This window comes from Vibrio sp. YT-18, from assembly GCF_033337345.1.
GTDB classification, from domain to species: Bacteria; Pseudomonadota; Gammaproteobacteria; order Enterobacterales; family Vibrionaceae; genus Vibrio; species Vibrio alginolyticus.
In genome coordinates this window covers 1-1,204 of record NZ_JAWOQO010000165.1, presented here as the reverse complement: position 1 = coordinate 1,204, position 1,204 = coordinate 1, and the positions used below count along the sequence as shown (strand labels likewise).

At 50.4% G+C, this 1,204-nt stretch carries 1 protein-coding gene; it reads right to left on the bottom strand.

From position 1 onward, the window contains the following. Nucleotides 1-31 precede the first annotated feature (31 nt). On the bottom strand, nucleotides 32-1,204 hold a 1,173-nt coding region (locus R7M72_RS25165; RefSeq protein WP_318056468.1), incomplete at its 5' end, for a sulfite oxidase.

The window sequence follows — 1,204 nt, the reverse complement described above, 5'->3', positions numbered from 1 at the left end:
CCTAAGTTCTCACCATTCTGCTACTGACTCTTTAACTTCGTACAATTAATGCGATGCGGTGGAAAGTGTTGTTGAGGTAACCTTTCGGATTCCATGCAATGGCAAAAGGTTGGCTGACGCCTTGATCGTCAGTTGCTTTCGCCCACACTTCGTAGTAACCCGCTTGAGGGAACTTCACCTTAGCATTGAACGTTTGCCAAGCACCGTCATTTGCAGGAGCTGCGAGGTCGGCATCCATCCATGTTGCGCCAAAATCAATCGAAATCTGCACTTTGATCACTTTTCGGTCGCCAGACCAAGCATGTCCGCGAATGGCGATTTCATTGCCATTGACTTCTGTGTTGGTTTGCGGAGAGGTGATGAGTGATTTTACTGGCATGCGCTCTATGATCTCGAAATCCTCTTTCGCCACGTTTTCTCCCGGGGCGACAGGTCGGTTAGGGACTCGATAGGAAGTGCCAGTCATCTTTGGTCCATCGTGTATTTGATCGCGAATTTGAATACGAGTGAGCCATTTTTGCGAACAAGAACCCGGCCAACCTGGAACCACTAAACGCAATGGCGCGCCATTCATAGGGTGAAGTGCTTCGCCGTTTTGGGCAAAGGCGATGAGATTTTCACTGCCCATGGCTTTAGCGATGGGTACGCCACGAGAAATTGGCAACTTGCCTTCTTTGCCTGAAAGATGTTTGTCGGCACCATAGTGCGCGGTGTAAACGGCTCCGTCTTTTACGCCTGCGGCTTTGAGCACGTCGGCCAAGCGAACGCCTGTCCAACTGGAGCAAGCCACAGCGCCGTAAGTCCATTGATTACCGGATGCTTTGGGATCAAAGAAAGCACGGCCGTTACCGCCACATTCAACGACCAGTTGTTGTTCTACGACATCGAAGTTCTTTTTGAGATCGGCAATCGACAGCGACATTGGTTTGTCGATCAATCCATCAATGGTCAACGTCCAAGTTTCAGGGTTTACGTCTGTTGGTGGAATACCGTTGTTGCGAATGAAATGGCGTCGAGTTGGAGTTACGTCGTCATTCAACAAATGGGGTGGGGTTTCTGCATTCACCGGTCTGTCGTTGAGCACCGTTAAACCGTCTTTGCCTTCGATCATTACGTCATCAAGACCCTCTGCAAAAGCTGCGGGGATGATGCCAGCCGGCATATTGCGATGGAATGGGATAAATCCACCAAGCGCGGCGGCCAT